Raw genomic sequence first — 16,246 nt, forward strand, 5'->3', positions numbered from 1 at the left:
CTTCGTCGAGGCATTGGAACCCCTTGCCCAGGCCGGCACCCTCCACTGGGAGATCGACGCCTGACCTGAAAGATCATTTCGTTAGGAGTTCTTAGAGATCGTCTCGTTTGGTTCTCCGGGCAACTTGGTGAAGTGCCTGCGGCTGTTGTGGCGGGCAGCGTTACATGCCACGGTCCGGCCCGCTCCAGGGCTCTGGCCGTTCGTCGGCGGTCATCGGAAGTCGGCGCAGCTGTACCGGGCCGGGGTAGAAGGAGGAGGTGTTGGGGCCGGCCATGTCTTCGCCGATGAGATAGCGGTAGAGCCATTCGGCGAAGCTCATGTCGTATCGTGCCCAGCCGCCTTCGCCGTCTTCGACCAGGAGCCAAGGGGCCGTGTCGTCCGCAGTCATGAGGAACAACGTCTCGCCTCGGTCGGTGCTGGCAATCGGCCACAGTCCGTTGCGGGTGCCGAAGCTCAACTCAGTGAGACCGAGCAGCAGGCATGGGTCCTCGTCCGGGTCGACGTCTTCCCAGGACACCTCGGACCAGGCGCGGACTGTGTCCCGTATGTCCTGGCCCAGGTTCCAGCGTTCGGTCGCGGGATGGTGCAGATACAGGTGGCCGTTGAGCTGGATGGGGGCATATGCGTCCACGAGGGTCCGGTAGTCGGTCGGCAGCTGGATGCCGAGTTCTTCGTGGAGCCGGTCCCAGGCGGCAGGGTCCGCGTAGCGGTTCTGGGCCGGGCCGAGCATCGCCATGGCGGCGGCCAGGTAGTCGGTCATGGCGGTCCTCGCTGGTGTGTGTCGTCTTTGCGGCAGGATCATCCCAGCTCGGAGGTCTCGCCGGTCAGGCTGTCAGCCTGCGGTAGCAGATCAGGGCGGCGGCGATGCCGGCGAAGGCCAGGAAGTGTTCGGCCTTGCGCTCGTAGCGGCGGTGCAGACGGCGGCACCCGGACAGCCATGCCACCGTGCGCTCCACGGTCCAACGGTGACGGCCCAGGCGCTGGGAGGATTCGATGCCCCGGCGCGCGATGCGCGGTGTGATGTTGCGGGAGCGGAGCCACGTGCGCAGGTGGTCGAAGTCGTAGCCCTTGTCGCCGTGCAGCTTGGCCGGTCGGCGGCGGCGCGGCCCGCGGCGGGACCGGATGGGCGGGATGCCCCGCACCAAGGGTTCCAGACCCTGGCTGTCGTGGGTGTTCGCAGCCGAGATCCCGATGGAGAGGGGTAGACCGGTCCGCTCCGTGATCAAGTGGATCTTTGATCCCTTCTTGCCGCGATCTACGGGATTCGGACCCGTCAGGTCCCCCCTTTGAGAGCCCGCATGTTCACCGAGTCGATCGCGCACCGCGACCAGTCCAGTCCGCCGCGTGCGCCGAGCTCGTCCAGGACCAGGCGGTGCAGCTTGCCCCACACTCGGGCCCGGCTCCACTCGGTGAAACGGCGGTGCGCGGTCGGCCCGGACGGGCCGAAGCCCGGCGGCAATTGCCGCCACGTGCAACCGGTCGTGGCCACGAACACGATGGCAGCCAGCACCTGCCGGTCTCCATACCGGCGTCGTCCCCCACCTTGCGGTCGCACCGGCGCCGCCGGAACCACCCGCTGGAACAACTCCCACAACCCGTCCGGCACCAACCGCTCCACCATGGCCATCACGGCGGTCAGCCTAGTGATCAAGCCAGTTGAGATGGCCTCTTAGTGCCGGCGCCCAGGTCGGTCGCGATATTCGGAACATCCCCGCGAGGCGGGGGGAGCAGGGTAACCGGCGCTCGGTCTCCCACCGCTTGAGGGGACCATCCCCGCAGGATGCGGGGGGGGGCAGTGGTTGAGGTACTACCTCAGCCACATCATGGGGGGGCCATCCCCGCGGGGTGCGGGGAGCAGAGCATGGAACAGGTTGCCTTCGACCTCAAGCAGGGGCCATCCCCGCGTGTACAGAGAGCAGGACCTGAACACCCCGAGCCCCGCCGAGTCGGCGGGACCATCCCCGCGGGTGGTGGGGAACAGTCTGGGACTACTCCCCCGGCGAGCACATCGCCGGGGCCATCCCTGCGGTGATGAGGATCTTTGCAAATCCCCACCCGGGCTTCTGCCGTTCCCCAGACACGCTCTTGCTCCCCACCTCGTGACGCCCACACGCAAGGACCACGTGTATCGGGCGGGTGCACCTGGCGGACGCTGCCGCAACCATGATCGAATCGTCTGCTAGGCCCAATCCCGAGCAGCATCAGCGCCGAAGGAGATCCCACCGTGTCCGCTCCCTGGGACGCCATAATGACCACTGGCATCGGCGCCGCCGCAACCGTCACCGGCATCCTGGTCGGCGCGGTCGTCGGCCGCCGCAACCAGAATCAGCAATGGCTGCGAGACACCCAGGCAGCGGCCTACGGGGCCTACCTCCGTGAGTTCACCACGATCGAGATCGAACTGCGAGAGGCATACCTCGACGACCGCTCCAACACCGCCGACTGGGCGCCGTTCAACGCCGCGCTGACGTCGCTCAGTCTGGTCGCCACGCCGAACGTCGCCAACGCCGCTGGAGACCTGACCGAGGCCGTTGGACGCCTCGCCCTCATGGTTGCCGACCAAGGCCCCAAGGACCGCGACGAGCTCCGACAGATCATGTCCGAACTTGCCTCCGGGCAAGTCGCCTTCGTCAACGCGGCCCGCCACTCCCTCGACACCTCACAGCAGCCTCTCGGGCGTCAGCTGGGTGGACCGCCGCCCTGACGCGAGATCGAGCCCTATGCGCCGGCGCCACGCTCCGGAGAATGACATTTGACTGGTCCAGCAACAGACGGCCGAGCGCGACAGCCCCAGTTGGTTGCCCTACAACCAACTGGGGCCGAGGAGCAAGGGTGGGGATTTTCAAGGCTGTGGCGGATATTTCGTGACGGTCAGTTCTAAACATCCCGTGTGGCCCTCGATGTCCGTTCCCCAGCATGGTGTTCGTGGGGGACGAACAGCCGTTCTGGGACTTGGTGCGGCCTGACGTCGACGGGGTCGTCGTGGACGGATTGGATGTGCTCGAGGACGCCGTCAGGGTCGATGTGCATGCCGGTGTCCGCGTACTCATGAGAGTGCTCAGTGAGGTACGGATGAATGGACTCTGTCGCTGATCTTGTGATGGGGTTGTGGTCAGGTTCTGAGCAGGATTCGGGTTCGGAGGAGATCGAGTTTGGCTCGGCCGTATCCCGCTCGCTTGATCAGCTTGACCCGGGTGACTTGGCCTTCGACTTGTCCTGAGCTCCAGGTTGATGAGAGGCCGGCGACGACGGCGTCCCGGTCGTGAAGGAGTCCACGGGCGAACTGTTGCAGTGACGGCAGGTCGTCATCATGGACCTGTTCGATCCAGTCGAAGATGTCCTGGCCGCGTCGCTCGTGCATGAGGATGGCGAAGTTGCGGACGTGCTCGACGGCCGTGTCGAGCTCGGGGCAAGAAGCCCGGACGGCCTTGAGGCCGAGCACTTCATGCGGCCGCAGCCGGTCGGGGTGCGTCATTACCCAGCGAAGTGCCCGCCGCGGTTTGGGCAGGGCTGGTGCCGGGGGTGCCGTCTCGACGCCCTGCTTGAGCTGACGGACGTAGCGGTTGACGACCGTTCTGTCTCCACGAAAGCCCTGGTCACGGACTTCCCGGAAGAGCTGGCTGGCGTTGCGGCAGCCCTGGGTGAAGCGTTCGTAGAGGTAGGGCTTGTAGTCGTCGAGCAGGGTCCGTCGCTGGGTGACCTTGACCAGCAGCTCGTCGACGTTGGCGGTGCGTGCGTATCGACGGACCGCGTAATAGTCCAGGTCGAGGTCCCGGCTGATCCCCCGAAGGGAACGGCCCTGGGCCAGCAGTTCTTGGACGCGGCGGTGTCGTTCGCGGATCCGGCCGACGATCCGGCGCGGGCGTCCGTTGACGTCGAATGTGCCGTCCGGCGGTGGCGCCATGGTCTCCTCGTCGGGTGGCCTGGCGGCGTCGTGACCGGCACGGATGCAGGCATAGTGGCTGGTGAGAGTTCGTTCGACGGCTTTGGCGAGGTTGTTCCACAGGTGCCAGACGTCTGCGATCTGGACCGCTTGAGGTGCAGCCGCCCGGGCCGCCTCGGCATAGGCCGATGCCCGGTCGCGGCAGACGACTTCCACCTCCGGATGGCCCTCGAGCCAGCGGGCGACCGTCTCTGCCTCGCGACCGGGCAGGACATCGATGGGACGGCGGGCTTCGAGGTCGACAAGCAGCGTCGCGTAGTTGTGGCCCTTGAGCAGGGCGAACTCGTCCACCCCAAGGACCCGCACCGCACCGGGATCCTCCAGATCGGACGCACGAAGAAGCCGAAGCAGGGTGTCTTTGGCCACCGGCATTCCCATCCGCCGGGCGAGCCTGGCACCGGCCCGGCCAGCCAAGGCCTCGGCGACCCGCGCCAGCAGCTTGCGCAGGACCGGGGTGTGTCGGGCATGGGGACTGGTCAGGCCCGGTATCTGTTCGGCGAAGGTTACTGTCGGGCATCCAGGACTGAGGCACTTGAACCTGCGGACCGTCAGCCGGACAACCGTCGGAGTCGTACCCGCGGCGGCGTCCGCCAGGCGCCGTTCGTACCGACCGTGCACCCGCCACGACAGCGACATGCACCGCGGGCATCTCGCCGAGTCGGCCCGGGCCCGCGTACGAAACGTGACCACACCCGCGTCTCGCGAGATCGACTCCACCACCACACCCGACAGATGCGGAAACAACCGCACCAAACCCCCAGAACCGCACACCTCGAGGCTGCCCAGCTCAGCCGCCCAGCATCACAAGATCAGCGACAGAGCCCGTTCATGTGTACGCCGACATCCTCCAGGCCGTTCAGGCCGAGGCGGACTTTCAGGGGCGCATCGACTGGAGCATGGTGAGCGTGGATTCCACCTCCTGTCGAGCCCACCAGCATGCTGCCGGTGCACCGCGCAGAACACCCCGGATCCCGAAGCGGAGATCGACGCCTCGGCAGCACCGCCCCGACGAAGGCCTCGGCCGGTCCCGCGGCGGCCTGACCTCCAAGATTCACCTTGCCGGGGAGGGCGGCCGCCGTCCCCTGGCCATGCTGATCACGCCTGGTCAGTGGGGCGACAGTCCACAGCTGATCCCGGTCCTGGAACGCATCAGGGTCAAGCGCCCAGGTGGCGGGCATCCGCGCACTCGCCCCGACCATCTCGGCGGCGATAAGGCGTACGGCTCCCGCCGCAATCGCCGCTACCTGCGTAGACGCCAGATCAAGCACACCATCCCGGAGCCGAAGGATCAGCGGGCCAACCGCCGGCGCCGCGGTAGCCGAGGAGGCCGGCCTGCGGGCTTCGACAAGGAGATGTACAAACGCCGGAACGAGGTCGAGCGGACGATTAACCGACTCAAGCACTCCAGGGCCGTCGCGACGCGGTATGACAAGCGTGCCTACGTCTTCCACGGCACCGTCACCGTCGCGTCGATACGCCTCTGGCTCCGACCGTGATCAGCCCGCGTCCAGAGTATCGGCCCGCTTCGCCAGCTCGGCAGTGACCTGCCTCAGCAGCACCGTTGGCGATGGCATGACGGCATACCAGGTATTCGCACTCTCGTCGTTGGCCGGGGCCCAGGCTGCAACTACGGGGAGTTCACAATGGTCGCCGGCCTCCAGTGGGGGCAGCGTCCAGGACATGCCGCGGTAGTGGCCGTAGTCCACGCCCCACGTGGTGAACGACTGGTTGTGGACCTCGTCGATCAGCGCAGCCCACTGCCGGGGTACCTCTCCTGCGTCGGCGGCCCCGCACATCGCTTCCTCGTCACTGCCTCCAACAGTGAGCCGGGTCGTCTCGTCCTGCACCGTGACCGCAGCCAGTCCCTGTCCCCCGTCGTACCCTCCGTCGGCACCTTCCGGAAGCCCTGCCGAGAACTGCACTCGCCTGAGCGGTGTGAGGGCGTCGATTCGCCAGACCGCCGCGCGGCAGTCGATCAGTCGCCCCCAGTTCTCGGGGTCGAGCTCGGGATCGTACGGGGTCAGCAGCAGTTCGACGCGGGCTCCGGGAGTTACCCAGCGTGCGAGCGTGCGGTCACCCGGCAGTTGGAACAGCTCATCGGGCTGCAGCGGAATGCTGGTATTCCCGATCGTCGTGGTGAAGGTCAGCGGGCCGAATGGCGTGTCGATAGCCGGCTGATCGGAGGAACACAGGCGGGTGCGCGGGACGGTGGGGAGCAGCACCGCCCCAGCCTACTGCGGTGTCCCGGTCAAGATCCGCCGGACAGAACCTAGCGGACCATCAACCGGCTCAAGAACTTCCGCGCCGTCGCCACGCGCTTCGACGAACGGGCGTACGTCTTCCACGGGACGGTCACCGTGGCCGCGATCCGCCTATGGCTCCGTCTGCAGTGAAACGCCCCGTTGAGAGGTCCTTGGCGCCTGGGTAGTGGTGGCGCAGTTCGCTGAGTCCGCGCTCGTCGACAGCCCTGACGTCCCAAGATGAGCTGCCGAACTCGGTCTACCAGGGTGAGCGGGGGTCGCGGCGCGCTTCTGGGGTCTGCTCGGGCAGAGCCGTGTTCTGGTCGGTGCGCAGCAGCATGCCCGGGTAGGGTTCGAAGTCCTCATTGGGCGGTGCCGGCTGGTGGAACCGCTCGGTGCGCGGAATGGTGACTTCCACCAGTCGGCCCTCCTGGAACATCCATAGCCCGAAGCAGTCGTCGTCCTGGTCGCGAAGCAGAACCTGCACCGTGTGCGGGTGCGGCCACGGCAGCGACTCCAGGTGGCTGAGCAGGCCCTGGCGGCCACGCAATTTCTCGAACTCCAGGGCCCACCCGAACTCGTAGCCCCACTGCCCCGCTATCGGGACGAAGCGACCTCGCCACGTGCGTTCCGGGTCGTCCTGGGTCAGCGGTTCCATCACCTCGTCCGCCCAGCGGGCGAGCACGATGACCTCAGCGTCTCTACTCATGCCGGAGTATGACCGCATCCGCCTGATCCACCGCAACCAAATTCCTCAACCGGTCGACGCAGGCAAGGACGGGCGGATTGGCGACGAGCTCTCCGTGCCGGCGAGCCCGACGACGGCGCCTCGGGAGAAGCTCATCTGCGCCTATGCCATGGCCCTGATCAGCTCACACGACCCATCGGACAGCCCCTAGGGAGACGGAGCGTTTCTCCGGTGAACCGCCATCCCCCACGCGGGGGATCCCCGGCGGGTTCCGCACACCGGCACCTCTGGTAGCGCTATCCCCTGCGTGCGTGATCAAGAACCTGCTGCGCGGTACCGCCGCGCTCTCCCTCGCCCTGACCCCGATCGCTCTTCCCTCTCCGGCCGTCGCCGCACCGGTGACGCCGGTCTCCGCGGAGGTGCTGAACCTCGCCGCCGCGATCGGGCAGATCCCTCTCGCGGACGAATCCCGCGCCGGGTATGAGAGGTCGAAGTTCAAGCAATGAAACACGGACCTCGACCCGGCCGACGGCTGCACCACCCGCAACGAGGTGCGTCGCGCCGAGGGTTCCGGCTGCGGGGAACGCCGGAACAGCGGATATCGGTGAAGATCATCAGTGGTCGGCGGGGACAGCTGGGGTCATCTGTTCGGGCTTCGAGGGCAGCGGCTTGCGGTCGGCGACGGCGTCGTGCGGGCCGCCCGCAGGGTTGGTTGCGGTAGGCGCCGCGCTTGACTGCCCATCAGCAGCTCCCCGACCTGTCCCACAAGCGAGTACGCACCGCGCCTGCGGTCCCGGCTCGCCCGTGAACAGCAGCTCGCCCAGGACGCCGTCGAACGCGGCTGGCCCCGCAAAGTTGAGCGACACAACGCCATCGCCGAACGGATCCGCGGCCTGCTCGCAGACCTCGGAGAGAGCACCGAAGCCGCCCCTGACGAACACTGCTGACCAGGCCTCCGGCTGAGGGAAGCCAATCCAACAACCAGCTAGAGGTTCGACCGCGCGCCGGGCAAGATCTTCGCCATGAACTCGCTGAACGACACCAACTGGGTGAGAACACGGGCGGACCTCGTTGCTTACATCAAGCAGCTCAGCCAAGAGGCCGAGGTTCAGACCAACGGTTGGGAGAACCAATCACTCGATCGCTACCTCGAAGCGCTCAGCGCCTGGACCAACGACATGGATGGATACTTCATCAACTGCGGAGAGCCTGCTCCCGACCGGCCCGACTGGGGCTTGATCGCCGACATGCTGAGGGCGGCCTGTTTCTACGAATAAGCCATCACCGCCCCATGAATCGTCCAGATAAGGGTTCACGTGGGTCCAGAACAGCGGGGACAGGGCCCTTCGGTCGAACTCGGTGGGGAACAGCGAGGCGTACTTCGGCAGCTCGCCGTCCAGGGCGCGGATGGTGGTGGTGTGCTGCTCGCCGCGCAGGGCGAACAGGGCGCTGCGCGAGGGGAGGACGAGGTCGACGGTGGCATCGCCGGCGGCGGCCTTGACGGCGTCGAGGGTGGCGCGGCGGGGATGGCCGCACCGGTGTCGGGGAGGGCGGCGTCTCCCACGGCCGGGTGCGGACGGCGTAGCGGTAGCGGTCGGTGGCCGAGAGGGTGAGCGTGGACGCCTCGTGGTCGTGGCGCAGGCCGACGCCGGTCAGGACCGGCAGGGTCTCCTCGCGGCTGACCGCGCCGGCGACCGGGCGACGGCTTCGGCGAAGGTCGGAGCCGGCAGGGTGCCGGTGACGTCGCCGGGCTCGGGGAGCGTGGGGTACTCCCCCAGGGACAGCAGCGGCAGGGTGAAGCGGGCGGATCCGGTGGGCAGGGTGAGGCGGGTGCCGTCGAGGTCGAGGTAGACGTCGTCGCGGAGGGCGGCGGTGATGTCGGCCAGCAGCCGTCCGGGGACCAGGGCGCGGCCGGGCGGGTGACGGCGGCCGGGACGATGGTGTCGGCGGAGACCTCGTAGTCGAAGGCCCTGATGCGCAGGCGCTCGTCGCCGGTGGCGTCAAAGGCCAGACGGCACCGGCCTTCGGCCTCAACCCCGGCAGCAAGGGGCCGGTGCACGAGGTCGTCCAGATCCCTGCCGGTGAGAAACCCATCAGCATCTGGGTCATCTCCGGCACAGCCATCACGGCCATCCACGGCGTCCAACCGGGCTACCTCGTGCCCCTGACGTGAGCCGGAGCAGGTCGACGTACGCATCTCTACTGGGTGTGGGCCTGCTGCCACGCGTCGAGGATCTCTGTGGGGATGCGGCCGCGGTCAGGAACCTCGTAGCCCTGGCCTCGGGCCCAAGCTCGGATGTCGCTTGCGGATGCCATGGCGCTGCTCTGTTCCGGCTGTGCAGCGGTGAGATCAGCAGCGGGTGCGAGAGGTGTGAAAAAGGAGCCGTGGTCGAGGAGGCTGCTGGGGAAAACGGAGACGGTCTCTTGCCCGGACAGGACGGCGGCGAGGAAGCCGGCTAGGTCGCCGTCATAGGTGTACCACTGGAAGCTGCGGGCCTGGTTGGCGGCGATGGTCCATTCGTTGGGGCTGCCCGTTGGGCGGGTTACCCAGAAGAGGTACTCGCCGTTATCGGTAACCGCCATGGGAAACAGGTCCTGGGGGTCGGCAGGAAGCGTCGAGGTGGCCTGCTCGTGTTCCCTCTGGAGTTGGGTGCGGATCGTGGACGGCATCGGGCCGGTGAGGCTGGTCCAGGACGTGTGCGCGTGGGGGTGGTAGAGGTGGAGGAACCCGCAGAACGTGCCTGGTCCGTAGGTGTCGGAGATCTGCTTGTAGTCCGCCGGGAGCGGCATGCCGAGCGATTGTTCGACAGCAGGCCAGTCCGTGGACGGTGCGGTCTGGGGAGGCGGACAGAGGCTGATGAGGCGGTCGATGCTGGTCATGGGCGCAGTCCTCGGCGGTGGCGTTGTTGCTGGTCGTGAGCGGGGTTGGTGAGTGGTTCGCCGAAGAGCAGGTTGCCATGCTGGTCGAATGCTTCGAGCTGGATGTACCTCGGCACGGTGTCGGGCAGGTCGTCGGTGTAGTCGAGGTAGACGTTGTAGGTGACGATCTTTCCGGCAGCCACGGCCCGGTAGACCTGGTCTTCCCAGTGCCGCATGTCCGGGCTGTTGGTGGGGGTCTGGGTGATGGTGAAGAGGTTGTCGAGGGTGTCGCCTGAACCGCCGAGCCGGTTGGCGAGCATATGGCCCCGTGCCTGGTTGTGTATGCCGCCGAGGAAGCCGGGCGGCCGCAGGCTGCGGTTGGCGTCAGTGCCTTCATCGAGCATGTCTCGCGTGATGATGGCGTTCATCTCAAAGGGACGACCGTGGGCGTCGCGGGTAAAGGTGACGCGACCTCCCCAGGTGGGGTCGGCGGAGCAGCCGGCCAAGCCGAGCGGGTCGCTGAGGGTGAAAGGGTTGGGAACGTAGGTGTAGTGGTTGATGGCCGGGGCGAGGCCGAGTGGGTCGGGGGTGAGGTAGCGGCCCTGGTGGGGGTCGTAGTAGCGGTTGACGTTGTAGTGCAGTCCGGTTTCCGGGTCGAAGTACTGTCCGGGCTGGCGTAGCGGGGTGTAGGCGGCGGCGTCGCGGTTCCATTGGGTGACGCCCCATGCGGTGGTGCGGGCCTGCCAGGCGGTGACGCCGTCGGGTGTGAGCAGGTCGCTGGGGCTTCCGGTGAGGTCGGCGATGATCGCTGTCGGCGTTCGCGTGAACGTGGCTCTGGCAAGATTTTCGTACGCGGAGATCATCCCGGTGACACGATCGGGACGGCCTCCAACGGACACTTTCAGCCGAAGGTGCCATCGTCACGGACGGAGAAGTGTTCGCAACCGTCGTGCTCAAAACGCACGCGCCCGTCGAACCGAGAGTCGGCGTGGGTGCAGGCTCCCCAGTCCAGGCCCAGATCTCCGCTCAGCGGGATCCAGAACCGGCATCCGCCGCATTGCTCGTCGAACCATTCATCCCGGTAGCCGGGGCTCCCCGTGGAGCGATTGATCTGCTGCAACCAGCGTCTGTGGACGTCGTCGCCCGTGTCTGCGTTGCCGTCCGTCTGCGGCCTGCCCAACGCCATCCGTTCCCCACCCTCTCGCCGAATTGGCAAGGTCAATCTGCACGGAACCGGCGGCCAGCCGCCAGCTGATTTCTGCGAGCCGCAGGTCATCGGCCCAGTGCGCCGCAGCCATCACCTGCAAGGGTCGGTCGGCAGGTCCGCGTAGCGGCGGCGGAGGTGGGCGATCAGAACGACGCGGTGACGAAGGAGAGGGACGCCGGCACGGCCGGCCATCAGGCGTTTTTGCAGTTTGACGTCGGTGATGCGGCCTTCGTTGACGCCGGAGTTGTAAGCGGTGGTGATTCCCTGGGCGACAGCATGGCGGTCTTCTCGAAGGGCTCCGGCGAGGCCGACGAGAGAGGCCAGGCCGCTTTCTTCGAGGTCGTTCAGCCAGCCCGGGAGGGGTGTCGCGTCGCGGTTGTCGAGCATGACGGCGAACCGACGGACCAGATCGTGAGCCTGCCTGAGTTCAGGGCAGCGGTTGAGGAGCCGGGGCAGGCGGTCGTTGATGTGGAGGTTGCGTCGGTGTGGGTGAGTGGTGATCCAGCGGGCAGCCTCGCGTGGGGAGGGAGGTCGCTCGCGTGGTTCGTCCAGGGGCAGGCCGGCCCCGCCGGAGGGGCGCGACGGCCATCTTCACGCGCTTGTAGTGGCCGAGGTAGCCCTTGGCCTGGAGTTCCTGGTGCAGGATCTTCGCGCTGTGCTGTCCCTCGTCCCAGCGTTGTTGCAAGTAGTCGAGGTAAGGGTCCAGGGTAGAGGGCTTGCGGGGCGGACGGCGCATCACTTCCTGCCAGGTGCGGGCCCGGGCGTATTTGCCGACGGTGCGGCGGTCCAGGCCGAGTTCCCGAGCCATGGAGCTGTGGCTCCGGCCGGTCAGTGTTAGGGCCTGCACGGCCTCGAAGAGCCTGCGGGCATGGCGTCCGGCCCGGGTGTCGGCCGCGGCGTTCTCGGTGGTCTCCTCGGCCGGTGCGATGTCACTCTCGCCGGCCGGGGGCAGTGCCGCGGGCAGGCAGCCGCGGTGGGCGGAAGCGATGTCCTGGACGCGGCGGGAGAGGCCCTGCCAGAGGTGGAATCGGTCGCTGACCTGCACCGCGTCGGGGGCTCCGCCCGTGATGCCCTGTCGGTAGGTGAGGGAGCCGTCGCGGCAGGCGACCTCGACACCGGGGTGCTCGCGGAGCCAGCGGCTGAGCTGTTCAGCGTCGCGTCCCTCCCAAAGTGTGAGTGGGAGCCGAGTGGTGGCGTCGACCAGGAGGGTGGCGTAGGTGTCGCCGTAGAGCGCGAAGTCGTCCACCCCCAGCACCCGGGGTGTCACCAGCGGCGGGAGCGGCACCCGCATCAGCTGGGACAGGACGGTGCACCGCGAGAGCCTGATGTTCAAGATCCGCAGCATCCGGGCACCGCCCCGGCCGGCCAGCACCACACCGACGTCCTCCACCAAGCGCTGCAATTGCGGTGTCCGCCGCTGATAGCGCACGGTCAGCCCCGCCACCTGCTCTGCGAAGGTCTCCTTCGGACACGTCACGTTTTCGCAGTACAGACGGCGTACGGACAGGTCGATACGCAGGGGCCGGTCCCCAAGAGAGACGTCGGCAAGGCGCCGAACGTAGCGGCTGTGGCACCACTCGCTGGGCCAGCCGCATCCCGTACATCGTGCGGGAACACCGGACCTCGTACGGGCGTGAACCGCCACACCAGCATCAGAGACATCAACCGACACGACCTGCACATCCGCCAACTGCGGTAACATGCTCGCTAGTTCAACAGAGCACAACCACAGGCTGCCCGTTACGCGGACCGGCCGACCGTGTCACCGGGATGATCTCCGCGTACGAAAATCTTGCCAGAGCCACGTTCACGTGTACGTTGACAATCGCGAAGAACCTGCGGTCGGTTTCGCCTTGGGTGGCTCCGCGCGCTTCTCGTTGGACGAGGGGCTGTAGGCCGAGGTAGTCCCAGGTGAGGGTGGTGGTGCCGTCGTACTGTTCGGCGATCTGGCCGCCGTCCCAGGTGTAGGTGATGAAGGATGTGGTGTGGCCGTCCGCGGTGGTCTGCTGTTTGGCGATGCGGCGGCCGAAGGCGTCGTAGTGGTAGTCCCACTGGTCGCCGGTGGGGGTGATGACGCGGGTGAGGCGGTCTTCGGCGTTCCAGGTGAAGCGCCAGGTCAGGGTCTTGCCGCTGAGGGTGCGGGTCTGACATTGGATGGTGCGGCCCTGGGCGTCGTAGGTGAATGCGGTGCGTCCGGCGCGTATGAGTCGGCTGCCGGTGTAGGTGTGGTCGCCGGCGCTTTCCTGGCCGGGGGCGCGGGGTGGGAGGTTGGTGTGTGCCAGGTCGCCTGCGGCGTTGTATGCGTACTGTTCGTGCCAGTCGTCCGCGTCTACGGCGGTTATCCGGCTGGCGGGGTCGAGGGTGTAGGTCCGTGTGCCGGTGCGGTTGTCGTGGAGCTGTACGGGGGTTCCGTCAGCCTGATACGTGGCGGCCCGGTCGAGAAGCGGAATGAGATCGTGGGCCGCGGTCTGGCTGGTGACGCGCCCGACCGGGTCCCAGGAGTGCTGCAGGGTAAGGGATCCCAGGATTCGTCTGGTTTCCCTGCCGAGTGCGTCACGTGTGAAGTGGAAGGTGTGGTCGCCAGCCTGGTAGCGGGCGAGTCCCTCGGTGGTGTACTCGATGAGGGAGATGGCTCCGGAGGGGGTGCGACGGTGGATGGGCCGACCCATGGCGTCGTAGGCGTGGGTGAGGGTGCGTCCGTTGACCGTTTCGGACACGGTCCGGCCCGCGGTGTCCCGCTCGAAGGTGATGTCGGCGTGCTGGGTGGTGGCGCGCACCAGGTAGCCGGAGGCGTCGTATGCGAAGGAGGCCGCGGTGCCGTCGTCGTGGGCGAGACGGGTGACGCGGCCGAGGTGGTCGCGCTCGTAGGTCAGGCTCTGTCCGGCGGCGTTCGTGCGGCGGGTGACGCGGCCCAGGGGGTCGCGCTCGTAGATCAGCGTGCGGCCGTCGAAGTCGGTCTCGGCGATGAGCCGGCCCGCCGCGTCGTAGGTGTAGTGCCACTCGAGGCCTTGCGCGTTGGTGACCTTGGCCAGGCGCAGTTCGGTGTCGTGGGTGAAGCGGTGATCGGCTCCGTCTGCGGTGAGGGTAGTGGAACGCAGGTCGAAGTGGGTGGTTGAGTGGGTGGTGGTGCGACCCATCCGGTCGGTGTGGGTGGCGAGGTTGCCTTCCGGGTCCCAGGTCCACTCTTCGCGGGTACCATCGGGCAGTTCCCGCCAGGAGGGCCGGCCTTCGATGGTCCAGCCCTGTTTGAGAGTGCCGCCGAGCGCGTCCGTGGCGGCGACGATCCGGCCGAAGGGATCCCTGACGAAGACGGCATGGGCTCCGTCTGCGGTGATGATCTGCACCGGCAGGCCCGCGCGGTCGGTACGGATGGTGGTCCGGTCCCCGGCCGCGTTGACGATACCGATCAAGTGGCCGTGCTCGTTGTGCGTGTAGTGGGTGCTACCCCCGGCCGGTTCGACGACGGTGACCCGGTTTCCCCGCTCGTCGTAGGTGAAGCGGCTTACGGTACCGCCGCGTTCGGTGATCTCCGTGGGCAGATGAAGGTCGTTGTAGGTGGCTGTGGTGCGCACGCCGTCGGCAGCGATCACGGCGATGAGGTCGCCCTGGTTGTCCCGTTCGAAGCGGATGGTGCCGTCGGCCGCGTCGGTCTGGGTGATCAGCTCGTCGCGGGCATCGAAGGCGAAGTGACTGGTGTGACCGAGAGGGTCGGTCTCAGCGACAACCTGCAGCGCTTCGTTCATCTGGAAGATGGTCGTGGCGCCCACGGAATCGCTGTAGCGGGTCTGGGGATGACCGGTCTGCGGATGGATGTCATAGGCGAACTTCGACGACAGGAAGCCATCAGGGCCCACTGTGGCCTTCACGCGGCCGGTCGAGTCGTAGACGTAGCGGAAGGTTGAGTCGTTGCGGTCGGTCCACGAGATGATCCGCCCGTCCGTGTCATAGGCGAGGCGCAGCGGGAGGCCGGACTCGTTGAAGATGTCCGACAGCAGGCCCGCTTCGTCGTAGCCATAGCGGCGGATCTCGACCAGGCCGGTGGGCGTGTGCAGGTGCAGGGCGGTGGCCCGGCCGTCTTCGGTGGTGATGCGTGCGGTGTATCCGCCGGTGTGGGTCACCATGGTCGGTGCGCCGTCTGGCCTGCGGGAGATGGTGATCCGGTTGCCGTTACGGTCTTCGATGCCCGTCAGCCAGTACGCGGTCGATGCACGGTAGGGGCTGCCGGTGAACAACCGGGTCAGTCCGCTTCGGTGGTCAGTGACCCGGTAGGTCGTCTCATCTTCGCGCTGGCCGTGGTGGGCGAGTTCGAGCTGCGGTCCCTCCAGCGGGGCCACCGGCTCTCCCCCATCCTGCGGCAGAGCTGGGTAGACGAGGAGGGAGCCGTCCTGCCGTGCCCAGACGGCTCCCGGCGATGCCAGGTCGCGTTCGACGCGCTCGTCCAGTGTGGAGGCCCAGCTGTGGCCGTACCACTGTCCAAAGCGGCATCCGGACAGATGGGTTCGACGCAGGACGAGTGGCAAGACCCCGGGCAGCGACAGGTCGGTGTGCGTGAGAATCATCTCGCCCGTCGCTATGTCGACCGGGTCGTTCTTGCACCGCTTCTTGCCTTCGGGGATCGCGTGGCGGCGTGGTTCGTCCTTCGCGCTGTTCAGCCCCTTGGGGGGCTTCCTGTTGTCGCCTTTTCCCCCGTGATCACGTCGGGGGCCACCGCCATTGCGGTCGCCGCTGAAAATGTCGTGGTCGCCCTTTCGCTGGCCGGCGAGGCGATCGCGGATGTTGTCGTCGTTGTTCTTGTGGTCGACGGATATCTGCTTGACGGCCTTGGGGAGCGTCTTGCCGACGTGGTCGCCCATGGTTTTCGCGGACTTCACCAGTGCGCCCATGGCCTTCTCGATGACCGGGTCCAGGGCGTCGGCGATGTCGTCCCGGCCCCTGTTGCGGCCCTGGGCCGACTTCGCCCGGGTGAGCTTGCCGGCCGTCTTGCCGTGGATGCCGGTGCTCACGCCGTTCAGCTTCGTGCCGGCCTGCTCGTGCTCGTCGTGCTCGATGTGGAAGCCCTTGCACCCAGCGCCGCCACGGCCGCCGCCGGCGGAGGCGAGGTTCAAACCCTCGTTGGCGCCCTGCACCCCCTCGTCGAAGCCGTCCTTGCCGGCCTGCTTCGTCTGGTCGAGGTCGACGCCGTTCTGGACGCCCAGCGCGTCCATGCTCACCTGCACGACCAGGTCCGCCGCCATGTTCTCCAGCGCTGCCACGACCGGCTCGGTCATCACCGAGACGACATGGCCGACCGCCTCCTCCATCGCGGCCGT

The 16,246-nt window shown here is 67.3% G+C and carries 17 protein-coding genes and 2 pseudogenes; 6 read left to right on the top strand and 13 right to left on the bottom strand.

Features of this window, described 5'->3' with window-relative positions; genetic code table 11:
- Positions 1-160: 160 nt before the first annotated feature.
- Complete coding sequence (locus ACWGN5_RS40060) at positions 161-760, bottom strand: SMI1/KNR4 family protein (protein WP_453523428.1); 600 nt, start codon at positions 758-760, stop codon at positions 161-163.
- 64 nt (positions 761-824) lie between these two features.
- Positions 825-1,621 (bottom strand): IS5 family transposase gene (locus ACWGN5_RS40065; RefSeq protein WP_453523454.1). Its coding sequence is split into 2 segments (ribosomal slippage): positions 825-1,283 and positions 1,286-1,621, totalling 795 coding nucleotides; the frame shifts between segments, so codons are not numbered across the junction.
- Positions 1,622-2,248: 627 nt separating this feature from the next.
- On the opposite strand from ACWGN5_RS40065, the gene ACWGN5_RS40070 reads away from it, so the two are divergent.
- On the top strand, positions 2,249-2,704 hold the full coding sequence (locus ACWGN5_RS40070; protein ID WP_453523430.1) for a hypothetical protein: 456 nt from the start codon (positions 2,249-2,251) through the stop codon (positions 2,702-2,704).
- 408 nt (positions 2,705-3,112) lie between these two features.
- Here the strand turns inward: ACWGN5_RS40070 and ACWGN5_RS40075 are convergent, their stop codons facing one another.
- Positions 3,113-4,714 (bottom strand): ISL3 family transposase, encoded by a 1,602-nt coding sequence (locus tag ACWGN5_RS40075; RefSeq protein WP_453523432.1) that lies wholly within the window; start codon positions 4,712-4,714, stop codon positions 3,113-3,115.
- Between the two features lie 71 nt (positions 4,715-4,785).
- On the opposite strand from ACWGN5_RS40075, the pseudogene ACWGN5_RS40080 reads away from it, so the two are divergent.
- Positions 4,786-5,439 (top strand): annotated as a pseudogene (locus ACWGN5_RS40080) (IS5 family transposase); the annotation flags it as partial.
- Here the strand turns inward: ACWGN5_RS40080 and ACWGN5_RS40085 are convergent.
- The gene (locus ACWGN5_RS40085; protein WP_453523434.1) at positions 5,440-6,165 is read right to left on the bottom strand and encodes a hypothetical protein; all 726 of its coding nucleotides are present in this window, start codon (positions 6,163-6,165) and stop codon (positions 5,440-5,442) included.
- A gap of 51 nt (positions 6,166-6,216) precedes the next feature.
- Between ACWGN5_RS40085 and ACWGN5_RS40090 the strand changes: the two are divergent.
- Positions 6,217-6,336, top strand: a pseudogene (locus ACWGN5_RS40090) (IS5/IS1182 family transposase); the annotation flags it as partial.
- A gap of 106 nt (positions 6,337-6,442) precedes the next feature.
- Here ACWGN5_RS40090 and ACWGN5_RS40095 read toward each other — a convergent pair.
- A complete protein-coding gene (locus tag ACWGN5_RS40095) occupies positions 6,443-6,892 on the bottom strand; it encodes a hypothetical protein (protein WP_453523436.1) in 450 nt (149 codons plus the stop codon).
- On the opposite strand from ACWGN5_RS40095, the gene ACWGN5_RS40100 reads away from it, so the two are divergent.
- The 3 genes from ACWGN5_RS40100 (at position 6,891) to ACWGN5_RS40110 (ending at position 8,148) form a co-directional block, all read left to right on the top strand.
- Positions 6,891-7,082, top strand: a complete 192-nt coding sequence (locus ACWGN5_RS40100) for a hypothetical protein (protein WP_453523438.1) — start codon at positions 6,891-6,893, stop codon at positions 7,080-7,082. The two genes, ACWGN5_RS40095 and ACWGN5_RS40100, sit on opposite strands and share 2 nt — an antisense overlap.
- 100 nt (positions 7,083-7,182) lie before the next feature.
- Positions 7,183-7,377 carry a hypothetical protein gene (locus ACWGN5_RS40105; RefSeq protein ID WP_453523440.1) on the top strand — a complete coding sequence of 65 codons (195 nt, stop codon included), beginning with the start codon at positions 7,183-7,185 and terminating at the stop codon, positions 7,375-7,377.
- A gap of 516 nt (positions 7,378-7,893) precedes the next feature.
- Positions 7,894-8,148, top strand: coding sequence for a DUF7660 family protein (locus ACWGN5_RS40110; protein ID WP_453523442.1), 255 nt, complete (start codon positions 7,894-7,896; stop codon positions 8,146-8,148).
- A 4-nt stretch (positions 8,149-8,152) separates the two neighbouring features.
- Here the strand turns inward: ACWGN5_RS40110 and ACWGN5_RS40115 are convergent, their stop codons facing one another.
- The 8 genes from ACWGN5_RS40115 to ACWGN5_RS40150 form a co-directional block, all read right to left on the bottom strand.
- Entirely contained in the window at positions 8,153-8,536 is a 384-nt protein-coding gene (locus ACWGN5_RS40115; protein WP_453523457.1) for a hypothetical protein, read from the bottom strand.
- Positions 8,524-8,775 carry a hypothetical protein gene (locus tag ACWGN5_RS40120; RefSeq protein WP_453523459.1) on the bottom strand — a complete coding sequence of 84 codons (252 nt, stop codon included), beginning with the start codon at positions 8,773-8,775 and terminating at the stop codon, positions 8,524-8,526. The genes ACWGN5_RS40115 and ACWGN5_RS40120 overlap by 13 nt, the downstream gene beginning before the upstream one ends.
- A 295-nt stretch (positions 8,776-9,070) precedes the next feature.
- A complete protein-coding gene (locus ACWGN5_RS40125) occupies positions 9,071-9,751 on the bottom strand; it encodes an Lsr2 family DNA-binding protein (protein WP_453523444.1) in 681 nt (226 codons plus the stop codon).
- Entirely contained in the window at positions 9,748-10,593 is an 846-nt protein-coding gene (locus ACWGN5_RS40130; RefSeq protein ID WP_453523446.1) for an RHS repeat-associated core domain-containing protein, read from the bottom strand. The genes ACWGN5_RS40125 and ACWGN5_RS40130 overlap by 4 nt, the downstream gene beginning before the upstream one ends.
- Before the next feature lie 38 nt (positions 10,594-10,631).
- Positions 10,632-10,916 (bottom strand): DUF3027 domain-containing protein, encoded by a 285-nt coding sequence (locus ACWGN5_RS40135; RefSeq protein WP_453523448.1) that lies wholly within the window; start codon positions 10,914-10,916, stop codon positions 10,632-10,634.
- 111 nt (positions 10,917-11,027) lie between these two features.
- Complete coding sequence (locus tag ACWGN5_RS40140) at positions 11,028-11,438, bottom strand: hypothetical protein (protein WP_453523461.1); 411 nt, start codon at positions 11,436-11,438, stop codon at positions 11,028-11,030.
- Positions 11,365-12,639: an ISL3 family transposase gene (locus ACWGN5_RS40145; protein ID WP_453523450.1), complete on the bottom strand. Its 1,275-nt coding sequence runs from the start codon at positions 12,637-12,639 to the stop codon at positions 11,365-11,367. Before ACWGN5_RS40145 ends, ACWGN5_RS40140 begins: the two co-directional genes overlap by 74 nt.
- A gap of 10 nt (positions 12,640-12,649) precedes the next feature.
- Positions 12,650-16,204, bottom strand: a complete 3,555-nt coding sequence (locus ACWGN5_RS40150) for a DUF6531 domain-containing protein (RefSeq protein ID WP_453523452.1) — start codon at positions 16,202-16,204, stop codon at positions 12,650-12,652.
- Between the last annotated feature and the right edge of the window lie 42 nt (positions 16,205-16,246).

The organism is Streptomyces sp. NPDC055815, from assembly GCF_053616475.1.